The sequence below is a fragment of the Actimicrobium sp. CCC2.4 genome (genome assembly GCF_034347385.1).
Taxonomy (GTDB): domain Bacteria; phylum Pseudomonadota; class Gammaproteobacteria; order Burkholderiales; family Burkholderiaceae_D; genus Actimicrobium.
Genome location: NZ_CP133777.1, coordinates 4,034,962 through 4,057,073 on the forward strand (window position 1 = coordinate 4,034,962; position 22,112 = coordinate 4,057,073).

At 49.6% G+C, this 22,112-nt stretch carries 19 protein-coding genes; 1 reads left to right on the forward strand and 18 read right to left on the reverse strand.

Annotated features, from left to right (window positions below):
- Window position 1: 1 nt before the first annotated feature.
- From RHM62_RS18535 to rfbB, 17 genes are all read right to left on the reverse strand, one after another.
- Window positions 2-2,179, reverse strand: coding sequence for a glycosyltransferase family 2 protein (locus RHM62_RS18535; RefSeq protein ID WP_322123497.1), 2,178 nt, complete (start codon window positions 2,177-2,179; stop codon window positions 2-4).
- Window positions 2,176-3,162: a glycosyltransferase family 4 protein gene (locus tag RHM62_RS18540; protein ID WP_322123498.1), complete on the reverse strand. Its 987-nt coding sequence runs from the start codon at window positions 3,160-3,162 to the stop codon at window positions 2,176-2,178. Before RHM62_RS18540 ends, RHM62_RS18535 begins: the two co-directional genes overlap by 4 nt.
- Window positions 3,159-4,364, reverse strand: coding sequence for a glycosyltransferase (locus RHM62_RS18545; protein ID WP_322123499.1), 1,206 nt, complete (start codon window positions 4,362-4,364; stop codon window positions 3,159-3,161). The genes RHM62_RS18540 and RHM62_RS18545 overlap by 4 nt, the downstream gene beginning before the upstream one ends.
- Window positions 4,357-5,481, reverse strand: a complete 1,125-nt coding sequence (gene wecB / locus RHM62_RS18550) for a non-hydrolyzing UDP-N-acetylglucosamine 2-epimerase (RefSeq protein ID WP_322123500.1) — start codon at window positions 5,479-5,481, stop codon at window positions 4,357-4,359. The genes RHM62_RS18545 and wecB overlap by 8 nt, the downstream gene beginning before the upstream one ends.
- Window positions 5,478-7,055, reverse strand: coding sequence for a polysaccharide deacetylase family protein (locus RHM62_RS18555; protein ID WP_322123501.1), 1,578 nt, complete (start codon window positions 7,053-7,055; stop codon window positions 5,478-5,480). Before RHM62_RS18555 ends, wecB begins: the two co-directional genes overlap by 4 nt.
- A complete protein-coding gene (locus tag RHM62_RS18560) occupies window positions 7,052-8,425 on the reverse strand; it encodes a phenylacetate--CoA ligase family protein (protein ID WP_322125448.1) in 1,374 nt (457 codons plus the stop codon). Before RHM62_RS18560 ends, RHM62_RS18555 begins: the two co-directional genes overlap by 4 nt.
- 58 nt (window positions 8,426-8,483) lie before the next feature.
- On the reverse strand, window positions 8,484-9,233 hold the full coding sequence (locus RHM62_RS18565) for an ABC transporter ATP-binding protein (protein WP_322123502.1): 750 nt from the start codon (window positions 9,231-9,233) through the stop codon (window positions 8,484-8,486).
- Window positions 9,234-9,237: 4 nt separating this feature from the next.
- The gene (locus tag RHM62_RS18570) at window positions 9,238-10,068 is read right to left on the reverse strand and encodes an ABC transporter permease (protein ID WP_322123503.1); all 831 of its coding nucleotides are present in this window, start codon (window positions 10,066-10,068) and stop codon (window positions 9,238-9,240) included.
- 109 nt (window positions 10,069-10,177) lie between these two features.
- Window positions 10,178-10,564, reverse strand: a complete 387-nt coding sequence (locus RHM62_RS18575; RefSeq protein WP_322123504.1) for a GtrA family protein — start codon at window positions 10,562-10,564, stop codon at window positions 10,178-10,180.
- Window positions 10,565-10,575: 11 nt separating this feature from the next.
- Window positions 10,576-12,396: a hypothetical protein gene (locus RHM62_RS18580; RefSeq protein ID WP_322123505.1), complete on the reverse strand. Its 1,821-nt coding sequence runs from the start codon at window positions 12,394-12,396 to the stop codon at window positions 10,576-10,578.
- A 213-nt stretch (window positions 12,397-12,609) separates the two neighbouring features.
- Complete coding sequence (locus RHM62_RS18585; RefSeq protein ID WP_322123506.1) at window positions 12,610-13,365, reverse strand: SDR family NAD(P)-dependent oxidoreductase; 756 nt, start codon at window positions 13,363-13,365, stop codon at window positions 12,610-12,612.
- A gap of 3 nt (window positions 13,366-13,368) precedes the next feature.
- Window positions 13,369-14,664 (reverse strand): FAD-binding oxidoreductase, encoded by a 1,296-nt coding sequence (locus RHM62_RS18590; protein ID WP_416172273.1) that lies wholly within the window; start codon window positions 14,662-14,664, stop codon window positions 13,369-13,371.
- Window positions 14,658-16,091, reverse strand: coding sequence for a UbiA family prenyltransferase (locus RHM62_RS18595; RefSeq protein WP_322123508.1), 1,434 nt, complete (start codon window positions 16,089-16,091; stop codon window positions 14,658-14,660). The genes RHM62_RS18590 and RHM62_RS18595 overlap by 7 nt, the downstream gene beginning before the upstream one ends.
- Before the next feature lie 100 nt (window positions 16,092-16,191).
- A complete protein-coding gene (gene rfbC, locus RHM62_RS18600) occupies window positions 16,192-16,737 on the reverse strand; it encodes a dTDP-4-dehydrorhamnose 3,5-epimerase (RefSeq protein ID WP_322123509.1) in 546 nt (181 codons plus the stop codon).
- Window positions 16,734-17,624: a glucose-1-phosphate thymidylyltransferase RfbA gene (rfbA, locus tag RHM62_RS18605; RefSeq protein ID WP_322123510.1), complete on the reverse strand. Its 891-nt coding sequence runs from the start codon at window positions 17,622-17,624 to the stop codon at window positions 16,734-16,736. The genes rfbC and rfbA overlap by 4 nt, the downstream gene beginning before the upstream one ends.
- Before the next feature lie 8 nt (window positions 17,625-17,632).
- Complete coding sequence (gene rfbD / locus RHM62_RS18610) at window positions 17,633-18,523, reverse strand: dTDP-4-dehydrorhamnose reductase (RefSeq protein ID WP_322123511.1); 891 nt, start codon at window positions 18,521-18,523, stop codon at window positions 17,633-17,635.
- Window positions 18,520-19,587, reverse strand: a complete 1,068-nt coding sequence (rfbB, locus tag RHM62_RS18615) for a dTDP-glucose 4,6-dehydratase (protein ID WP_322123512.1) — start codon at window positions 19,585-19,587, stop codon at window positions 18,520-18,522. The genes rfbD and rfbB overlap by 4 nt, the downstream gene beginning before the upstream one ends.
- Window positions 19,588-19,982: 395 nt before the next feature.
- Here rfbB and RHM62_RS18620 point away from each other — a divergent pair, with 395 nt between their 5' ends.
- Window positions 19,983-21,353 carry a Fic family protein gene (locus RHM62_RS18620; RefSeq protein ID WP_322123513.1) on the forward strand — a complete coding sequence of 457 codons (1,371 nt, stop codon included), beginning with the start codon at window positions 19,983-19,985 and terminating at the stop codon, window positions 21,351-21,353.
- Between the two features lie 36 nt (window positions 21,354-21,389).
- On the opposite strand, the gene RHM62_RS18625 is transcribed toward RHM62_RS18620, so the two are convergent.
- Window positions 21,390-22,094, reverse strand: coding sequence for a pirin family protein (locus RHM62_RS18625; protein WP_322123514.1), 705 nt, complete (start codon window positions 22,092-22,094; stop codon window positions 21,390-21,392).
- Window positions 22,095-22,112 lie beyond the last annotated feature (18 nt).

The window sequence follows — 22,112 nt, forward strand, 5'->3', positions numbered from 1 at the left end:
CTTATTTCACCATAATATTTTCGACTCTTGGAGGCCATGCATAAGCAAAATCCTCACTTTCAAGAGTCAAATTCGGAGAATAACAAGGATCGCGCAATAAACTTTCTCCCCATCTGGATTTAATATAATCCACCTCGGAATTGAATCGAGATATTTTTTCGGGCGTATCTTCATACCCGCGAGTGGCAGATTCATGATGATAAAGCTCGGCATAAGGCGTCCAGATATTTCTGTACCCCTGATTTTTTACCCTGAGACAAAAATCTACATCATTGAACGCAATCTGTAATTTCTCATCGAGGCCACCAACATCCTTGAAGATAGTTTGACGTACGACCAGGCAAGCGGCCGTTACTGCACTCATTGAACTTCTAAGCACCGCACGGGCAAAATAGCCTGGGCTAGAACCGGGAAAACGTTTATGTGAGTGCCCCGCAACGCCACCGACACCGATGATGACACCGCCATGCTGCAATCCGCCATCCGGATAAAGCAACTTGGCCCCGACACAGCCAACATTGGGCTGGATCGCGAGTGAAACCATCTCGCTTAGCCAGTTATCATTGATCACTTCAATATCATTATTCATCAGGCAAACAAAATCAGCCTGACTTGCAAGTGCAATTCGATTATTTAAGGCAGAGTAATTAAATGGCAATTCATCACGAACTACTCTTATTCTGGAGTCGCTTTTAATTTCATCAAACAATTCGAATGTCGCTTCTTCTACCGATCCGTTATCGATAATAGTAATCGAATAATTTTTGTAATCGGTCTTTTCAACAATCGATTCGATGCATTGACGTACTAATTTAGCCGCATCTCGCGTCGGGATAATGATTTCGACCGATGGCAATATCGCTGGCAAGGCGTAACAAACCTGGTTAAAACCGTTTTGGGATGGCGCTTGCCTGACTGTCCCGACGACACCTTTTCTGTCGAGATGCTCGGCAATAGCGCGTAAGGCTGAAACTTGCGCGTACGGCTTGGATTCATGGCTGGCAGAAGTGCTAAGTGCATGCAGACGCCAGTGGTACAACACGCGAGGGATGTGCTTTATCTTCGCCTCGCCAGCGTGATCGAGGACGCGAAGTGCCAGATCGTAATCCTGGGCACCTTCGAAACCCTCCCTGAAACTACCTATGCTTCGCATTACTTCGGCGTTATAGACGCCAAAGTGACAAATCATGTTTTGGCCCAGCATCAAGTCATAATTAAACGAGCATTTGAAATAGGGATCCGACCGCGAACCATCTTCGGCTATCTTGTCCTCGTCAGTATAAATTAAAGCCACATCCGGATTTTTATTAATTACTTCAGCAACACAATATAAAGCCAACGGATGCAAGACGTCATCATGGTCTAACAGGGCGATATACGATCCTGTAGCCAATTCCAGGGCAGAATTGGATGCCGCGCTAATATGGCCATTTTCGCTTCTGAAAACCACCTTGATTCTCGGATCACTTTTCTCGTAGGCGATCAGTTTTTCTTTTAATTCCGTATCTGTGGAAAAATCATCTGCTATGCAAAGCTCCCAGTTTCCGTAAATTTGGTTTTTTACGGATTCAATTGCTTCCTTTAGATATTTTCCCGGTGTATTGTACGTAGGCATCAAGATGCTAATCAGTGGATCACTCTCTGATTTCTCCGATAATTGACGTATTTTCAGGATTTCATCGCGTCTCGGTTCATGTGCCGTTATCCACGCCTGATAAGAGCGACTATTTGCCAGGCTATTTGTCGTTACCGCCACATTTTTCTTGAACAGCTTTTTATTTATTTTCTTGAGTGTTGATATATAAAAACTGTCTTTGGCTGGCAGCAACTTAATTTTCATGTCCAGAATTGAAAAAAAACCTTTGTGCGACAACGGGTCGAATCTCAAGCCCTTTAAATTAGCCGGAAATACAATTTCCTGGCTAACAATGCCATTTTCAAATAATTCAAGTGTGATGGCTGATGATTCGGTAAGACCTTCTCCAGAATCTGGATAAATTTTTATTGGTGAAATTATGGGATCTCTGGATAATACCCTAAAATTAATTTCTACCCTGCGTCCTGCCAGCCTCTGCCATTCTTGAAATTCAAACTGCGGATCACCATTTGTCGCTTCCCATTGATAAGCCTGGTCAGATGACTTTACAACATTTCCCAAAGGGAGAATCTTTACATTCATTTTTTAATCCGTGATCGATAAATATTTTTCAAGGGCTGAGTAACTGAATTCCAGTTTAAAAAATCAGGATTTTTTGCTGGAGTAACGAGCCTGTCTGGCATTTCCCTTACTTCAATAATTTCAATTATCGCCTTCACAATACTGGCATCATCATCAGGATCGACATAATTTACATTATCAAAAAAGTATTCTTTGGCGGAGCCAATTGCGGTAACGGCGATGGAGCACCCCGATGCATAGGCCTCCAGTGCGGCCAATCCCGGTGTTTCCAGCGTACTTGGCAAACAGAATAACTCACATGCGCTGTATGCCGAGCGCAGCAGCGGTGAATAATGATCGATCGGACCGACGTAGATTACCTGGCCGCCACCTACCGCGATGCATTGGTCTGCATACGCAACATCGCGCTTGTGACCGATTAGTACGAGCTTCATATCCGGAAAATGTTTCATTGCCCGAATCAACGCCAGCTGATTTTTTCTTGGTTCGATATTTCCTACGTTCAGAACAAATTTTTCCTGTATATCGAAATTATTCCTGAACAATTCAGGAGGAACTGTTTGAAAAAAAATATCGTCAACGCCGTTATAGACAGTTTCAAACTTATCCAGGGGCAAGCTCAGTACCCGGGATAGCATCTGCGACTCCAGGTCGGAATTGGTCACCACACAATCTGCCAGCTCCAGCTGGATTCGTATTTCATCCGCCGGATAGAGGTGTTTTGTTTCTTCCGTCATCCACAGACTCGACGACACGAACAATGGCAGACCAAGTTGTTTTATGAACCGGCAAAAATGCGATGAACCACCGATACACGAAAAAAAATGCACTGCGTCATAGTCCATGAAGCAAGGATTCCAGGGATCGAACAGCGATACCTCGACACCATGCGATGACAGATGCTTTTTATAGGCAAGCAACTGAACCTCTCCGCCACCCGGCGTATGAAACGCCATCGGGTAAGTAGCAAATAATACTTTCAATTACTTTTCCTCAAAATTGACAACATCGCGGTCATTCTTTGTCCCCACGTATTCACACCCACAAACTTGATTGCTTCCGCGGCGGTCAGTTTCCCGCGGATGATCTGTTTTTCAATGGCGGTCACAAATGAGTTCGCATCGCTCCCTACTTCAAGACCGGAGTGACACGTCTTGCTAAAATCCAGCGGCGTGGTGACTACGGGCAAGCCCGCCGCGAGGTATTCATAATATTTCATAGGGAACATTGATTTTGTGTAGTCATTCAACAGTGTTGGCAATAAGCCGACTGCCATATGCGCCAGATATCGCGGTAAATCGTCGTAATCCTTGTAGCCCAAAAAATGTACGTTGGATCGCTGGCGTAGGGTTTTTATCGCCGTATTGTTCTGGCCTTCGCGCTCTTCTCCGATAAATATCCATTGCCAGTCGGGCCTCAATCGAGTCGCCTCATTGATCAGCTCGAAATCAACTTTAAAATCCGACAGAACGCCGTGATAGACGATACGAGGTTCGGCAACATGCGTCAGGTCCAACGGTATTTCTGTTTTATTCAGCGCGCTATTGAAGTGCACAAAATCAACTACATTCGGGTGGTAATACGTATTGCTGTTATGCGGTGCGCACTTCAATCTTAACGATTCGGAAGTTGTGAAAACGGCATCACATCGGTTCAATAGCAACAACTCTTCACGGTTAAATGCCTGCGCATCCACTCCTGGCACAGCGGCTAGGTCGTCGACGCAGTGATACGCCAATTTCCCGGTCTCCAGGCTATCAATCGCACCAAGCATGAACGGGTGATAGGTCCATACCAGCGGTTGCACGCTATGTTTATTTTTCAGGAACCGCGCAATCGTGGACCTGAGCAAGGCCTGATTAAACAGGCGAACCACGGGAACATGGTGCTTGCCAGGGAACATTAATGGCGGCAACACCCACAGGTTCGGCTCCACTTCTTCTGGCCCGGCAATCAGGGTATTGACTCCCCTGATCAGGCGGCGAAACAGTCGGTTCCAATCCCGACGACTGGACGCAGCGGGATTACGCAAACCAACACTTTCAACGTACAGTATTCGCCATCCCCTTTCAGCCATCCAGCGGGCAGTGTGCTGCTTGTTGGTCCAGTACGGCGTGTGCCAGTCTGCCGTTGAAAACAGGATGCAATCGCCAGGCGGCACACAATCTTGCGCCTGATCATCCATGAAACTCCTCGAATTCCTCATCAAGCAGGCTGGAGACGATCCGCTGCGCTGCATGACCATCGCCGTACGGATTTGCCCTGTTTTTCAGATTGGCACCTTGCTCCGGATGATCCAGCCAATGTATGACCGCTTGCGCTATCCGATCAGGAGACTGTCCGGCTAGCGTGGCAAAGCCGGCATCGACGCCTTCCCGGCGCTCGGTATGCGTTCTCATGACAACCACCGGAACACCAAAATAGGGGGCTTCTTCCTGGATCCCGCCAGAGTCACTCACAATTAATTGACTGCGACTGATCAGGTAGAGACTGGTCTGGTAGCTGACCGGCGCCAGCAACATCAGGTTAGGAATATTGCCCAGCAAGCGCAAAACAGGCTCTTGCACAGCCGGATTCAAGTGGACCGGGAACACCCACTGGTGATCGGGATAGCGGGCACACAAACCCTTGAGCATGCGGCAGATGCCGTCCAACATTTCGCCAAAATTTTCCCGGCGGTGACAGGTGATCAAGACGATGGGCCGGTCACCGGATAGCGTGCGAACGACATCCGGTATCGTCACGGCCAGTTGCTGCGGCGCCTTTTGAGATTGCACGATGGCATCGACGACGGTATTACCCGTGACGACAACATCCTTGCGTTGTATTCCCTCCGACAACAGGCAATCCCGTGCCAATCCGGTTGGTGCGAAATGCCGGGTAGCGATCCTTGTGAGCAAAGTTCGATTCGCTTCTTCAGGAAACGGATTAGCAAGATCCCCCGTTCTCAATCCCGCTTCGACATGGCCAATCCGAATGCCGTGATGAAAGGCGGCAAGGCCACAGCAAAAGGCGGTTGTCGTATCGCCCTGCACCAATATCCAGTCGGGCCGCTCCCGAACCAATGCTTCATCCATCTGAAACAGGAGACGAGACGACAAGATATTCAACGACTGCCCCGGACTCATCGTATCGAGTGACATGGTCGGGCAAATCCCGAAAGCCTCCAATGCCTGCAGCAGCATTTCCCTGTGCTGGCCGGTCGAACAAATAACCAGGTCAACGCGGCCACGCAATGCTGCAATGACAGGTGCCAGCTTGATCACCTCCGGGCGCGTACCTAATGCAACCATCACCTTCATGCGAACTGGTCTCCATGAATGGCTTTCATATGACGGCCCTTGAATTCAACCGCAAGGTCGTAGTCCGAACGACCGTTTCGACTGCACGGAATGTCGATACTGAATCCACCGGCAGCGCCAACGACTTTCGCTTCAGACTTCATGCCGAGGAAATCAAGCGCATCGTTTTCGTTCATGAAGAGGGGTTGCGATGCCCGCGTGCGTATGTGCTCAACGAATCGTCGATGGGCATCAATGCGTGAGTCTTCATCTTGCCAGCCATACTGGTAGCGATCAGAAAACGGGTGATCAAGGTAGCCAAACAAGGTATTCGTTTCATAGGCAACATCAAACGCCTCCTTGAAAATGCGCAGCGAATCACCTTCCGACAGCATGGATTCGCCATGCAACATGCATTGCTGGCTATGCCCCACAAATCCTTGCGGCAGATTCGCAAGATATCCGCCGCGAGCCAGGTTAAATTCCGGATCATTGCGAATAATTCCTCCGATGCATCCCTGATAGCCCGCATCTGCCAGCGCGGCGAGTGCGTAGTCCGGACTCTGATGGAATGGCGATACCGCATATTTCACGGTTATTCCGGTAACTTGTTTGATCTCGTCCGCCGACATGGCACCTTCCACCATTGCGGCATCGTAATTGCCGCCCCAGTTAGGCGCATGCGTCTTCGTGTGGGACAGCACGCTGCCGCCACTATCGATTAACTCGCGCAGAATGCCGTGGTTTTTTTCTGCTTCAAGATTGCTGGTGTGAACAGCCAGCGAAAAAGGCACGTCCATTTCGCGGTAGGCATTCCACAACGCGCGTGCAGACTCGATATCCTCGTCACAATCCAACCGCATGGTGATGGCTGCATCGTATCCCCAGGGAATCTCCCGAAGGACCGGATGACAAGTCAGTTCCTGATGGCGATAGGACGACAAAAAGCTTTCCACAAGTCGCCATTCAAAAGAATCGATCGGTCCGACCGCCCGGTTAAACCAGAGAATCGACGTAGTCGAACGATCAAAAAGTGCTGCGTAACTGCCGTGGGAAACGTCATTGATCTGCAGGCTGGCGAGTTCGTTTTGAACTGGAACTTGCCAGGCACTTCCCAGTCCCCACGCCGAGCCGTCAGCACGTATCGCCCCGTATCCGAGATTATTCCACTCATCCGTGAAATCAAATCGCATCAGCGGACGTCTCCACTCCCTGCCGTCCAGACGATGCGCCAGCGCTGAATACCTGATCGATGCGGCACTCTCGGCGAGTCCATAAGCCGGAGCAGGAACGCTGATACTCCAACCGTCAGAGCCTTCCGGCCACTGGGCAGGCACACATCCAAGCTCCGAGGCGAATGACTCGGGCATATCACCAAGCAAGAGCAACTTGCGCGAACCCTCTGCCAACCAGTCACGGAGATTCCCGCAGTCACGGGGCGTGGCGTTAATCACGACCACGGTATCAATTTTGTTGGTACCGAGCGACGCAATACTGGTCCGCACAGCCTGCGTCGAAGTCACCGAACGCCGGAGGGCGGCAAGCGCAAGTTGGCCCGCCAGCAGATCTTTTGTCTGAAAAAGTACGCCTATCATGCCGTCACCACATGTCTGAATTTTGATCGGTGACCAACGCGAATGAATGCATCATGATCCACATAGTCGATCGCAAACGCGTCCGGCCAGAAGGCGTTAATTTTTGCCGATATCTCAGCAGAATTTGCATGGGGTTCCAGAACGATCCGCAATAGTGGCGGAGAAACGCGAAGGTCAATCTGGAACTCTTGAATGCCACCTACGCGATGATCCAGCATGTCCTGAATATGGTGAGTTGGATGAGCGACCCCGTTAATCGGCACGACATCATGAATGCGCCCGACAACGTTCTCCAGAAAAAAACCATTATCCCGTTGAGCTACCTCGGCAAGGTCGCCGGTCGCATAACGAATTAACGGCATCAAGCGATTCCGAAAAGCCGTAAAAACCAGTTCATGACCACCCTCTTCGAGTGCCCGACTCTCTGGCCAACCCTCGGATTCGAATACCTGCAATCCACCATCGCTGTCATTGACCTCGTAGGCCATGACACCCAATTCGGCAAGGCCATACCGGTCCACGACCCGACAGCGCAATGCACGCGCAATCGTCTCTCGCATGTAAGGCTCGAGTAACTCGCCACTGGACTCGAACACCTCAAATGCTTTGCCACCGCCGTATTGTCGTTCGACATAACAGGCCAGCGCATAAATTGTCGACGGATGAGCATGCGCCATATACGGACGACGACGCAATAACGTCGACCAGATTTCTTCAAGTCCCTGATCGTCTATGCGATCAAAAAAGATATTGCTCCGATTCATCGCAAAACATTTGAAGTCTTCTCGCGTAGGCCATTGCTGGACTGTTCCATCAGGGAACTTGCAAGCAAAATGCAGTTCGTTCCTGAATTTCAGTTTTCCGACGCGCTCACGCGCATAGAGCGTCACCGCCGAAGAATAATCAGCACCTTCTTGGTCGTAGTAAACAACGCAGGAAAGTCCGGTCGATCCGCCGGTTTTACAAGCATGATGAGGAATCTCCGACAGCGGCTTCGAATACATTCGCGCGCCTTGCTCCCGGATGATGTCTTTGGTCAAATAAGGCAAGACATTGAGGTATGCGATATCTTTCCTGACCATTTCCGGATAAAAATTCAGTTCGGCAAACAAATCCCGATAGTAAGGAACCGACTGTTGCGCGAAACACAGGCTATTAACAAGCTCATCTCGTGCTATTTGCAGACGCTGCTGAAATGGCAATTTATAGTGCCGCCGAAGTGCCGCCAATTTTGAACGGACAACACGTTTCTCGCGACTTTCGGCGATCGGATAAGCGATATAGGCGCTGGCTAACCCTTTCAGTGCTTTGAAAGGTTGATTGGCGAATACGCTTTCACCAAATTTTAATAAAGGATGATCTGCTCGAATCATGAATACAGCTTGGCACCAGTTAGATTATTTACAAATAGATAATTGAAAAGGAATTTTATTCCTTCACAAGATTTGCCGCCTTGGAGGGAATGATGACTTCATCAGACACAATGCGACCATGTTCAAGACTGATTTTCCGGTTACATAGCCGTTTAATTAATGCAGGATCATGCGTGGCAACCACCAGAATCGCCGCTTTGCCAACTAACCTTTCTAGGCGCACGGCAGCTTTGGCGCTGAATGCCGCATCACCAACGCTCAACCATTCATCCATGATGATGATATCTGCCTCGATGCTGGTCGAAATAGCGAACGCCAATCGCAGCATCATCCCGCTTGAATAGGTACGAACAGGCAGATTCAGATATTCACCTAACTCGCTAAAGTCGGCAATCTCATCGATTTTGTCTCTGATCTTCGCTGGCTTTAAACCATCCAGGATGCCACGCAAATAAATGTTTTCAAAACCGGTCGCATCTGGATCCAGACCCATCGATACATCGAGCAAGGACGCTATCCTGCCTTGCAACTTCAGCTCCCCCCGCACCGGCGCATAAACACCTGCCAGCACACGAAGCAGCGTTGTCTTCCCGGACCCGTTATGTCCAACCAATCCGACACGAGCGCCCTCGTCGAAGTTGAAACTCAAATTATCAAGCGATCTAACAATTGAATGCCGGCCAGCATCCTTACCGATTTTTCCGCCTGTGGAAATATTTAGTACTACCTTTTTGAGCGATCGATGGGAGTTCTCATAAATGGGGAATTCGACTGAAATATCTTTTGCAGCAATAAAAGTAGACATAGCATTACAACCAGTAAGGAACACGATTACGATAACGACGCATCAAAAACTGAGCGAAGAAGAAGCCAATGACCAGAAAACCGATCGACCATGCCCACGACTCCCAAAGTATTGGACGTCCGGTAATCGGTGCGCGGATTAATTCAATCATGTGATACAGCGGGTTGTAATGGGCAACCCATGCTCTGTCTTTCAAAATTTCCGGTGACCACATTACAGGAGTGAAAAAGAAGGCTACTTGAACCAGGTTAGTGACAATCGGCGAAATATCGCGGAACCTGGCAGATAACACTCCAAGAACTATACCAAGCCAGACTCCGTGTAAAAGGAGGATGAAGAGTCCTAACGGAAGTAGCAAAAATTCAATAGTTGGCCATTTACCAAAAATGATCAGCATTACTACAACAACAGGAAGACTATGCAGGAGGATGGCAAAGTTTCGCCAAGCAATGCGACACACATGTACTGTCAAAGGCAAGCGGATTTGCTTGATCAAATAAGTAGAGCCAATGAACGCAGTACAACCTTCGGTTACCGACGCTGCAAGATATTGCCAAACTACCAAACCAACAGCCAGATAAGGCAAATAATTATGTATCTCTTGGTTGAGCAACGTTGAATAAAGTGCTCCCAGCACAAGTACTAAGATGGCGGTACTGAGTGTGAACCAGAAGGGACCTAATACGGATCGGCGGTAGCGTTGTTTGATATCGTGCCAACCGAGAGTACCCCAGACTTGATAGGCGGCGATGCCTCTTAACAGGTCGTTTTTTTCGTCGTGTGATGCGAGATTTTTAGCACTGTTTTCAGTGCTATTGGTTTCTAATATACTCATTATTATGCTACCTTGACTTATTCATCAAAAATTTTTAGAAATTAACTTCTTCATGCGATAAAAAAATATCTATATTTTTTTCTGACAATAATAATAATAATTTATTTCATCATGAGAATGACAACCACTTATGACCAAAATAACTAGTGAACGCAGGTACTAAAATTCCGATAGAGTGGGCTATTTCTAAATTATAAAAGTCAAATTCCAAAATAGGAAACAGATAATTGACGAGACCAACGCTAATCAGCCATGCCTGCAATATCCCCACAAGGTTGACCAAAATAAAATATGCACCAGAGCGAAATGTATATTGCCTTTGTACTTTAAATACAAAAATACGAAATAAAAAATATGCAAAAACCATTCCGGTAATGTATGCAAAAACTATTGCAGCAGAATATCCCATCCATAAGCTATAAAAAATTCTTGACGAAAAATTTATTAATGCAGAAATTCCACCAACCAATAAAAATAGAAATACTTGCCTAGTCATGATTTATGTAATTAGTAAATCTTTACTAATGACCAAAAAGCCCACGCTGCATCACAAGATGCCATGCAGGTTGTTTTAAAAATCAACGCATCACCTTTATTGATTGATAATGGCAAAGATTTACTCTTTAAAAAGTCAATTTTTTTCGACTGTTTGTTTATACAATCGTTCATCAATGTTTGACCGTTCGATGCTTTTATGATTTCAAAACAAACACCAAAATGCTTTCCCTCAGCGTCTTCCTTGAGCCCATATGTCACGTCAATATTTTCAGAATTATCTGGAATAATATATTTCATCAAACTTGGGGCATGAGCGAATAAATTTTGTCCCTCCATCATCACATATGGTGCGCCTATTTCACTGGACTTCTCCATTAGTTCAAGTACCCCAACCGTTCTTTTTTCATTTTTTGCAAATTTTTCAATATCTAAATCACTACCTTGGGTTGTTTTTTTCAACAAAGAAAATCCTGCAAATTTAAACTTCTCTACTGACTCATAATATTTCTTTACTTCAAGTGACAGCACACTTTGCTCATGAGGCCATACTGGTTGGTGTCTTAGAATGTAATCTGGCTGATAATGTGTAAGCCACCCAAAAAACTCTCTATTTCCAATATGATCTGCATTGTATTTATTGACCAATCCTAAAATATCTACAATTTTTCTGTCGGCGTACCAACCCACTGTGCCAATTTCAACCATAGCAATAGACGCATTTTTTGGGGTGTTTTCTTTAATCCACAGACCAATTTTCTGGTAATTATCGTTACCACCTTTAAGGTCAAATGAAACTGTTTTTGATAGTGAAATTAATACCATTGAAATTAAAATAAATATACCTGCCGTTCTGGTAAAGTCATTTTTGATATTTTTCAAAATTAGAAAAGCCTCCCAAATACCTTTGCACGAAAAAATTAGCAGCAAATAGAAAAAAGGAGCGTAGTACCAATGGTAATTAGGTATATTTAAAATAAAGTAAAAAGAAAACAATAAAACTGCAAATATCACAGAAATAATAGCGATTCTCTCTTTAATTAATAAGAGGAACCCATAAAAAGAAAAAGAAATATTAAATAGCAAAGAAAAATAACTACCTGAAAATGCCCAGTCTATTAAATATTTTACATTCAAAAAAATTCGACCATCACCCCACAATCCAGATTTTCCTTGTCCGATTTTCGCGCTACCAGTAGCAGGTAGTAAATCACCATAATAATAATAGTTCACCATGAATGGAAGTGAAAAAATGATAATTGAGATCACAATTATATTAATCTTTGGAAGTTTTTTTTCTCGAATTATATAATCTATTAAAATTACTGCAGCAAGGAAAACCCCTTCACTTCTGGTAATAACCAACAGAGTGAGTGCTATGAATACATATATGGATTCAATTTTATAAAGGTAAAGTGATAGACCAATAAGCATCAAAAATAAAGGCGTCTCCATACCAAATGTCAGATAGAAGAAAGAGAATGATCCAATTACAACTACTGTTAGAATCTCAGCGCCTAAGTCTTTACTAAATATTTTTGCGGAAAAAATGACTGACAAAGAAAATAGTACCGATGACACCAAAATTGTGGCCGCTTGCAAATCTTTAAAGACAAATGATGCCAGCAAAATAATGTAAGAAAAAAGCGGTGATGTTAGTCCGTTAAATTTCTCACCTGGATTATAAACAAGTCCCATTCCCTCTTGAAAATTTTTAATATATCTCAAATAAATTAAGGCATCATCTAATTGGTAGGAACGAGCCAGATATGAAAATGACCCCACTACAAATATTGATACAAAAAACAGAAGATAAATTTTTATATTTCTCATAATTATTTTAAAATATTAAATCCAAAATGAAGGTGACATACACAACTAATGGACATTAAATCTATACAGCTTTATAAACTACAAAAATCTAAGCTATATCAATTAGATGCTATGCTTACGAAAATCAAAGAACAAGCATTTAGGCGATGTTATGCTAATTAATTTGAAAAATCGGTAGTAAATTTTTTTATATCTACCTCACAACGAGATGCTCTAAATATCCATTTTATTAAATATAAACCTCGGCAAATGCCGAATAACCATCATCACAACTTCCCATTTTGCGGGTGCATACACAACAGGCTTGCCTTTCGCAATTCCCGTCACAATGCATTGCGCAACGTCTTCAACGCTAGCCATGCGCCCCCCCTGTTGCTTCAACTGCGCCGTCATTGGCGTGTCGGTTGGACCCGGCTTCACTAACACCACCTTGACCTTCGTTGCGGCCAACCGATGTTGCAGACCTTGGGCATAACGAGTCACCAGTCCTTTGGCGGCACCATAGACATAGTTGGATTTGCGTCCCCGATCGCCGGCTACCGAACCAATGATTGCCAGTGTTCCATGATTTTCCTTTTGCATTGCTCCTGCAAACGCCTCTGCGAATAACACTGGAGATATGCCATTGATGTTCAGTGCTTCGAAGTTGAGGGCAAGGTCTTGCTGGCAATTAGCCTGATCTGGCAAAGATCCGTGAGCAATCAAGACAACGTCAATGACACTCTCGGCAACGATCGCGGCAGTTAATTCGGTAATTGTTCTCGGATCGGTAAAGTTGGTTTGAATCACACGAATAAGCGATGCAGGGCTGCGCACCCGCAGATCAGCGGCTACGCGTTCTGTTTTGTCAGCATTACGCCCCACCAGAACCAGATCAACAGCCCCCTCCTTGACCCACAGCCGCGCACAATGTTCGGCCATGGACGAAGTAGCGCCAATAATAACGATCCGCTTTTTTGTATTTGACACGAATTAATTTCCTAATAGTCTGCGTGAAAGCGCCGAGCTGATGCCCGAATCGCGATATTTTATAAATTCCGGGAGCCGGGGATACCCGGCTTCGAACAGGTCACGCGGCATGCGCGCATCCTTGGCTGGATAGATACGTCCACCTGCCTCACGCACAATCCTGTCTAGACGATCAAACAGTTTCAAGGTTCGGCCACCCCGATTCGGGAAATCGAGCGCAAGAGTCACTCCAGGTTGCGGAAAACTGAGCATTCCGATAGGTTGACGGTCGCCAAATGTTTTTAAAACAGCAAGAAAGGAGCCATCTCCAGAACGCGCAATTTCATGCAACATTTCTTTTACTGCATCCTGCCCGACCGCTCGTGGCACGACACTTTGATATTGATAGAACCCCCGTGGCCCGTACATACGATTCCATTCCAGCAAGTTATCTAATGGATAAAAAAAGGACTCATAGTGCGATACGCTCGAACGTGCCTTCCACTTTTTCAGATGGAAGTAGGCCGTATTAAAGGGTCGTAACGACAGGCTATTGACCAAGGAGATTGGGGGTACCACAGGCATCGTACGCTTGCGATTGACTGGTGCCGGGCGGTCTCCGACGTCATGCGGATTGCCGCGCATGAACAAGCCGCGTCCGCTACCCGAGAGGCAATCAATCCAGGAAACGGTATGTTCCCACTCCGACTCCGACTCATCGGCAAGATTGAAAAACTGATTCAGATTTTCATAAGGAATCGTTTCTGTTGCCAACCATGGTCCGACGACTCGGCGCAGTTGTATCGTGGCGTTTAATATTATTCCGGTTAATCCCAAGCCTCCGACTGTCGCTGCGAACCAGTCGGATAACAGTTCAGGGCCACACTCAATAAACGTCCCATCTGTACGTATCATCTGAAGCAATTGCACGTGATCACCAAATGAACCACGTACATGATGGTTTTTGCCATGGATATCGTTGGCAATTGCACCGCCGACAGTCACCATCTGCGTACCGGGAGTGACCGGAAGAATCCATCCTCTTGGAATTGCCATCCGCTGGATATCTCGCAGCAGCACCCCCGCCTCGCAGATAAGTAGACCGCTCACCGCATCGAACTGAATAAAGCGGTCCATGCCAGTGGTCTGCCACAAGACACCATCAGGATTCAGACAACTGTCTCCGTAGCTGCGACCCATGCCGTATGCCAGCCCAGGACTAGGGGTTATCAACTGCTTCGCCACATGCCTAGGATCTGTTAATGCGCGAACTTCATGTTCCCACCGACCGAGCCTGCCCCAGGAAGATACGGCTACCACGGCCAACCCACCGTACCGAGCACTAATACAACAACGAATACAGCCCCCGCAAAGAGACTGGCTTTGTCCTTGACCGCAAACACAACAGGATCGTCATGCATGTTTCCACGGTGTGCTTGCATCCAGATCCAGCTCACCCAGAACAAAATGACGGGCACTGCACCCCAGATGAATTCCGGCGTGCGGTATAACTGCAGAACGACTTCGCTATTGAGATACATCGCAAGAACGACTACTGCCGCATAACCGGATGTGATGCCAAGCGTTTGCACCAGCGGTGCATCGGATGTGTAGTAGCCGCGACCATGTACCTTTTGCTTTCCATTGCCTACTTGCACTTGCAATTCTGCATAACGCTTAACGAAAGCCAATGACAAGAAAAGGAAGACCGAAAAAGCGAGAAGCCAAAATGATAACGGCATCTCTGCGGCTGCTGCGCCCGCAACAATACGCAGGGTGTACAGCATTGCCAAGGTCAAGCAATCCAGCAGCACCAGACGCTTGAGTCCCCAGGAATACGCGCATGTCAGCAAAAAATAGAACGCCAACCAAGGTAGAAAAGTACCCCCGACCTGGAATCCAAGAACCACGCTGATCAGCAACAATATTGGTGCCAGTACTACGCCCATCCAGGCAGGTATTAATCCGGAGGCAAAGGGTCGTTTGCACTTGCGTGGGTGTTGACGGTCACTTTCGAGATCCAGCAAGTCATTCGCAATATAGACCGACGAGGCACAAAGACTGAACGAAACAAATGCCAGAATCATGGCCATCCATGTGTCTATCTCGGCAACTTTGTGAGCTGCGAACAGCGGGACAAATAACAGTAAGTTCTTCATCCACTGGTGCACGCGCAGGACTCGGCGCCATCCGGATAAACCCGCTTTAGCGGCAGGAAACACGCGCTCTACTTCACAATTCTGCGCAGCCAAGTGGGTCAACTCCGACGACGCATTCACGACGATGGCTCGACGAGCGCTTTTCCACACCAAAAGGTCGGCACTTGAGTTGCCGACATAATCAAATCCGCCCTTGCCGAAACGCTGTTCTAACGCGTCTGCCTTGTGCTTACCGGCTAAATTTACTGCACCGTCACTCGCCATTACTTCATCAAAGAATCCGAGGTGCGTTGAAATGGCTAGCGCAATTTCCCGGTCGGATGCGGTGCAAAGAATCAACGTGCGTCCTAGCTCTTGTTGCTCCTTCAACCACACGATCAAGCTGACGTTGTAAGGTAAATTGGCAGGATCAAATTCCGTACGGGTAGCGAGTTGTTGCTTGAGCGCTGCCTTCCCTTGTAATAGCCAATATGGAATACGTAACGTATCAAGAGGGAAATCTCGTACTGCTCTCAATGTCGATTCATGGAGCATATCCGTGTGAATCAGGGTGCCATCAAGATCAACTATCAGTGGACAAGCGATCAATGCAAATTCCTTTAATGTCATCCCAATAATTGATCAAATTAAAACTTCAGATGCGTCTAAATTTTAATTAATTAATATTTATTAATTACTCGTTATATTTTTATGAAAATTTTTCCGCATCATGCAATGTCATTCCTTGACTGTCTTTCGCCGATAAATTCGGCGCACTTTGCATGGGCCAATCAATCCCAATCTCTGCATCATTCCAAGCAATACTCCGCTCAAACTCCGGCGCCCAATAATCGGTCGTCTTGTAAAGAAACTCCGCCGTCTCCGACAGCACCACAAATCCGTGTGCAAAGCCTTCCGGCACCCACAGCATGCGTTTGTTCTCGGCCGACAATTCCACGCCAACGTGCTGGCCGAAAGTCGGCGAGCTTTTGCGGATATCGACCGCGACATCAAACACAGTGCCTTGCACCGCACGCACCAGCTTGCCCTGTGGCTGCTGGATCTGATAGTGCAATCCGCGCAGTACATTCTTCGCAGAGCGGGAATGGTTGTCCTGGACGAATTGCACGTCACGCCCCACCGCGTCGTTAAACTGGCGACTATTGAAACTCTCAAAAAAGAAGCCGCGCTCGTCACCGAACACCTTCGGTTCGATAATCAGGACATCGGGAATACTGGTTACGATGATGTTCACCGGATGGTCCCTTCTTTCAACAAGCGCAGCAGGTACTGACCGTAGCCATTTTTTGCCAGCGGCTGCGCCAGCTTTTCCAGCTGCGCCGCGTCAATGAATCCCTTATGAAAGGCAATCTCTTCCGGGCAGCACACTTTCAAGCCTTGCCGATGCTCGATGGTCTGGATGAAGTTGCTGGCTTCGATCAGGCTTTCGTGGGTGCCGGTATCGAGCCACGCATAGCCCCGCCCCATGATTTCGACATCAAGCTGCTTGCGCTCGAGATAAACGCGATTGAGGTCGGTAATTTCCAGCTCACCACGCGCCGACGGCTTCAGATCTGCCGCGATACCGGTGACCTGGTTGTCATAGAAATACAGGCCGGTCACGGCGTAGTTACTCTTTGGTACTGCCGGCTTTTCTTCGAGGCTCGTGGCATGACCTTGCGCATCGAAATCGACAACGCCATAGCGCTCGGGATCTTGCACGTGATACGCGAAGACGGTAGCGCCGCTGGTGCGGGCATCTGCTTGCTCCAGTTGCTTGTGCAGGTCGTGACCGTAAAAAATGTTGTCGCCGAGGACCAGCGCACTAGGCGCATCGCCGATGAAGTCCTTGCCGATGATGAAGGCTTGGGCGAGACCATCTGGACTAGGCTGCACCGCATACTGAAGATTGAGGCCCCAGGCACTGCCATCGCCGAGCAATTGCTCGAAGCGCGGTGTGTCTTGCGGTGTCGAGATGATCAGGATGTCGCGGATACCGGCCAGCATCAGGGTGCTGAGCGGGTAATAAATCATCGGCTTGTCGTAGATCGGCAGCAGCTGCTTGGAGACGACCTTGGTCACCGGATACAAGCGGGTGCCGGAGCCGCCGGCGAGAATGATACCTTTGCGTTGTTGGGTCATGGTGGCTTCTAAAGGATTTCGGTAAGCAGGCGGGCGACACCCATTTGCCAGTGCGGCAAGGTCAGGCTGAAGGTCTGCTGCAGTTTGTCGGTATTGAGGAGCGAGTTATTGGGGCGCGTGGCAGGCGTTGGAAACGCACTAGTTGCCACGGGCAGGATCGCTTCCTGCGCCACCTTGATATCGACACCCGCTTGCCGCGCGAAGTCGACGACAAAACTGGCGTACCCGTGCCAGCTGGTCTGACCACCGGCAACCAGATGGTACAAGCCGCTGACATCGGGGCGCTGCAAGGCAGTGCGGATGGCATGTGCGGTGACGTCGGCGAGCAAGTCGGCACCGGTCGGCGCGCCGATCTGGTCATCGATGACGGTGAGGCGATCGCGCTCTTTGGCCAGGCGCAGCATGGTCCTGGCGAAGTTACCGCCGCGCGCCGCATACACCCAGCTGGTGCGGAAGATCAGATGCTTGCAGCCGGAGGCGCGGATAGCGTCTTCGCCGTCGAGCTTGGTCTGGCCGTAGACGCTTAACGGTCCCGTCGGGCTGGTCTCTGTCCATGGTGCGGTGCCACTGCCGTCGAACACGTAGTCGGTCGAATAGTGGACGAGCCAGGCACCGAGTCGCTGCGCTTCCTGCGCGAGTACCGCCGGGGCTAAGGCATTGATGGTGCGTGCCAGTTCAGGTTCGCTTTCGGCCTTGTCGACCGCGGTGTGGGCGGCGGCATTGACGATGATGTCGGGAGCCACCGCACGGATGGTGTCGGCCAGGCCGGCGAGATTGGTGAAGTCGCCGCAGTAATCGGTGCTGTCAAAATCTACCGCGACCAACTCGCCCAATGGTGCCAGGCTGCGCTGCAGTTCCCAGCCGACTTGCCCACCTTTGCCGAGGAGCAGGATCTTCATGCGGCGCGCTCGGCGTAATTCTTTTCTACCCATTCGCGGTAACTGCCGGACTGGACGTGGGCGACCCAGTCCTGGTTGTCGAGGTACCAGGCGACGGTCTTGCGGATGCCGGTGTCGAAGGTCTCGGCGGGCTTCCAGCCGAGTTCACGTTCGATCTTGCTGGCATCGATGGCGTAGCGGCGGTCGTGGCCGGGGCGATCGGTGACGTAGGTGATTTGTTCGGCGTAGCGCTTGCCGTCGGGACGACCGCGCAGTTCGTCGAGCAAGGCGCAGACGGTGTGGACGATGTCGAGGTTGGGTTTTTCGTTCCAGCCGCCGACGTTGTAGACCTCACCGACCTGGCCGGCTTCAAGCACGCGGCGGATCGCGCTGCAATGGTCCTTGACGTAGAGCCAGTCACGGATTTGCTGGCCGTCGCCGTAGACCGGCAGTGCTTTGCCAGCGAGCGCGTTGACGATCATCAGCGGGATCAGCTTTTCGGGGAAATGGAACGGGCCGTAGTTGTTCGAGCAATTAGTGGTCAGCACCGGCATGCCGTAGGTGTGATGGTAGGCACGCACCAGGTGATCGCTGGCGGCTTTGCTGGCGGAGTACGGGCTGTTGGGTTCGTAGCGGTGCGTCTCGGTGAAGGCCGGCTCGTCCTTTGACAGGGAACCGTAGACTTCATCGGTGGAGACATGCAGGAAGCGGAAGGTGGATTTCTTATCCGCAGGCAATAGTGACCAGTAGTTACGGGCGGCTTCGAGCAGGCGGAAGGTGCCGACGACGTTGGTCTGGACAAAATCTTCCGGGGCATGGATCGAGCGGTCGACGTGGCTTTCGGCGGCGAAGTTGAGGATGGCGCGGGGTTGATGTTCGGTTAGCAGGCGGGTGAGTAGCGTGCTATTGCCGATGTCGCCGTGGATGAAGATGTGGCGCGGGTCGTTGGCGAGGGCAGCGAGGTTCTCGCGGTTGCCGGCGTAGGTTAGCAGGTCAAGGTTGATGACCGGCTCGTCGGATTGTGCCAGCCAGTCATTGACGAAATTCGCGCCGATGAAGCCGGCACCACCTGTTACTAAAATCATTTGTTGCCTTTCAAATCCTGATTATCCGGGACAGTTATGGCAGCGTGGGCTGCGGTATTTCGCCTCTTCCGGTGGACTGGATTGTCGTTTTCGGGACAGGCGGCGAGTGGACAGCCAGCGTTTTGTGTCTCTAAAACCGAGTGATTTTACCTTAGCAGCGCTCTAGCCCTGATGTTTTGCCTACTAATTATTACAAATAGCTGGGGCAAGGACTGCGAGCAAATCAAGATTGCGATTTTTGGGTGATGTTTCGCGAGACTTGATGTCGCGCAATCCCCTCACAAATCTTGTCAAGAACTCGCTCATCATGACGAGATTAGCCTGAAATCTCGTCATGATGATGAGATTCGCTCTATAATCTCGTCAAATGATGTGATTGATAGGATTGTTATTCGATGACTATTTCTCCCTTTTCAGCTCGCGATGAAGCACTGCTACGTTATGTCCTTGCCGCCGGCGCACCCACAAGCCCTGGTTCATTAGAACAAGTTCTCAACGTTTCCCGGCCCACCCTCAATCGGACAGTGCGAGACCTTGTAGCCGCTGGCTTTTTGGACAAACAGGGAGATGGGCGGTCGACTCGTTACGTGGCTTCCGAAGCAGCGCGTGATGCGCTGGCAGCCTCTACTCCTTACCCACCTACTCCGACAGGCTCAAATCTGCTCTGGTGGTCACAGGCTGCCCTGCTGTTGGTTGAATCACTTCGTGCGCCGCTTGGAACTCGCACTCCAGTAGGCTATGACCGAGCCTTCGTCTCCGACTACATCCCAAACCAATCCAGCTTACTTCCCTTGCAGCTGGCCACAGAACTGTACAGCGCCGGCCGTAGTCAGGACCAGCACCCTGCGGGGACCTATGCACGAGAGGTTCTGGAGCAGTTACTCATCGATTTGTCCTGGTCGTCGTCGCGCCTGGAGGGCAACAATAAGAGCTTGCTCGATACCAAGGCGTTGTTTGAACTGGGGGAAGGCACCGATGCCATGGACGAAGACACCTTGATGCTGCTCAACCACAAGAACGCCATCGAATTCATGGTCGAGGCCGTCCCGACAGAAGGTATTACCATGCCCGTCCTCGTTGACCTGCAGGCCAAGCTGATGCGGGACCTTTTGAAGGACGCGCGGGACATTGGTAGCATCCGCCGGCGTATTGTGAACATCGATGGATCTGTCTACTCTCCGAGCAACATCCCGACGCTCCTGGAAGATACGCTGCAGGACATCATCGACAAGGCCCGTCAAATTCGAAACCCCGTGGAGGCCGCCTTCTTTTTATGGGTCAACGTGGCGTATCTCCAGCCATTTGCTGACGGCAACAAGCGCACAAGCCGCCTGAGCGCTAACATGCCGCTCCTGCTGTACAACTGCGCCCCGTTGTCCTTCCTGGACGTGGAGCGCACAGACTATGCAACAGCGATGATGGGTGTCTACGAACAGCGCAACGTTTCTGCAGCAGTAGAACTGTTTGAATTTATCTATCGTCGCTCGATTCAAAAGTACAGCGTACTGCGCGCCTCGCTGTCCGTACCTGACCCGCTTCGAGCGCGCTACCGGAAAACCTTGAATGAGCTCATGCAGTTTGTCGTCTTCTACGGCAAAACGTTATACGACGCACTCTCGGAGGTACCCGTCGATACTGCAGACCTGGCGGCATTGCGCGCCATCGCCAATACTGAACTCGACCAGCTTGAACAATACAATGGTGCCCGGTACAACCTTGCGCGAGGCATGACGCAGCGATGGATTGACGCCGGACGGCCCAGATAAGCGGGCCTGCCGGCTCACACTGACGTCAAGTCGAGATCAAGATGTCGGCAAATCGAACACCAGCACATGCGCCTGTTTGGCATCACCAAGGCTGAGCTGCGTTTCTGCCGTTACACGCACAGCATCACCCGCTTCGAGCTGCACGCCGTTGACGACAACCGCACCGGTGGCTACATGCACATAGGCAAGGCGTTCCGGATCGAGCGACAGGCTGGCGCTTTCGGTGCCATCGAACAAGCCCGCATACACGTGGGCGTCTTGGTGCACGACGACCGAGCCATCGCGGCCATCCGGACTGGCGATCAGGCGCAGAAGGCCGCGCTTTTCTGCATCGTCAAAATGCTTTTCTTCGTAGCCGGGCGGGATGCCTTGCACGTTAGGCTCGATCCAGATCTGCAGGAAATGGGTCTGGCGATCCTTGGCGTGGTTGAATTCGGAATGCATTACGCCGGTGCCGGCACTCATCCTTTGCACGTCGCCGGGACGGATCACGCTGCCGTTGCCGATATTGTCCTTGTGCGCCAGTTCGCCATCGAGCACGTAGCTGATGATTTCCATGTCGCGATGGCCATGCGTACCGAAGCCGGCGGCGGCATCGACGCGATCTTCGTTGATGACGCGTAGCGGGCCGAAGCCCATGTGGGCCGGGTCGTGATAACTGCCGAACGAGAAGCTGTGGTGGGAATCCAGCCAGCCATGGTTGGCGTGGCCGCGGTCGTTGCTTTTGCGAATTTGCAGCATGGTGGGGTCCTTTTATTG

Coding starts and splice junctions, on each gene's coding strand:
- RHM62_RS18535 (WP_322123497.1), bottom strand. CDS start 2,179: ATGAATGTAAAGATTCTCCCTTTGGGAAATGTTGTAAAGTCATCTGAC.
- RHM62_RS18545 (WP_322123499.1), bottom strand. CDS start 4,364: ATGGATGATCAGGCGCAAGATTGTGTGCCGCCTGGCGATTGCATCCTG.
- wecB (WP_322123500.1), bottom strand. CDS start 5,481: ATGAAGGTGATGGTTGCATTAGGTACGCGCCCGGAGGTGATCAAGCTG.
- RHM62_RS18555 (WP_322123501.1), bottom strand. CDS start 7,055: ATGATAGGCGTACTTTTTCAGACAAAAGATCTGCTGGCGGGCCAACTT.
- RHM62_RS18565 (WP_322123502.1), bottom strand. CDS start 9,233: ATGTCTACTTTTATTGCTGCAAAAGATATTTCAGTCGAATTCCCCATT.
- RHM62_RS18570 (WP_322123503.1), bottom strand. CDS start 10,068: ATGAGTATATTAGAAACCAATAGCACTGAAAACAGTGCTAAAAATCTC.
- RHM62_RS18575 (WP_322123504.1), bottom strand. CDS start 10,564: ATGACTAGGCAAGTATTTCTATTTTTATTGGTTGGTGGAATTTCTGCA.
- RHM62_RS18580 (WP_322123505.1), bottom strand. CDS start 12,396: ATGAGAAATATAAAAATTTATCTTCTGTTTTTTGTATCAATATTTGTA.
- rfbA (WP_322123510.1), bottom strand. CDS start 17,624: ATGACCCAACAACGCAAAGGTATCATTCTCGCCGGCGGCTCCGGCACC.
- rfbD (WP_322123511.1), bottom strand. CDS start 18,523: ATGAAGATCCTGCTCCTCGGCAAAGGTGGGCAAGTCGGCTGGGAACTG.
- rfbB (WP_322123512.1), bottom strand. CDS start 19,587: ATGATTTTAGTAACAGGTGGTGCCGGCTTCATCGGCGCGAATTTCGTC.
- RHM62_RS18620 (WP_322123513.1), top strand. CDS start 19,983: ATGACTATTTCTCCCTTTTCAGCTCGCGATGAAGCACTGCTACGTTAT.
- RHM62_RS18625 (WP_322123514.1), bottom strand. CDS start 22,094: ATGCTGCAAATTCGCAAAAGCAACGACCGCGGCCACGCCAACCATGGC.